Here is a 260-nt window from a genome sequence, read left to right on the forward strand (position 1 = left end):
TGTGTATAAGAGACAGCTCCACGAGGAGCCGCTCGTACTCCCGGCGGGCCTCCGGTGTGCCGAGGCCGCCGTGCACGAGTGCGCGGATCGCCGCGTTCAGCTCGGCGAGCGTGCGAGCAGGCGTCGGCTCGGTGGGGGATATGGGCATGCCCCCGAGTCTACGGCGCGCGCCGCACCTCGTCCCGGCCGTGTGCGGGGCGAGTTGCCGCACAGTGGTTCCGGGGCGCCCCGGCCGAGGACGGGGCCGGAACGCCCGGCCG

Origin of the sequence: Streptomyces sp. NRRL WC-3549, from assembly GCF_000721935.1 — a bacterium.
Classification (GTDB): Bacteria; Actinomycetota; Actinomycetes; order Streptomycetales; family Streptomycetaceae; genus Streptomyces.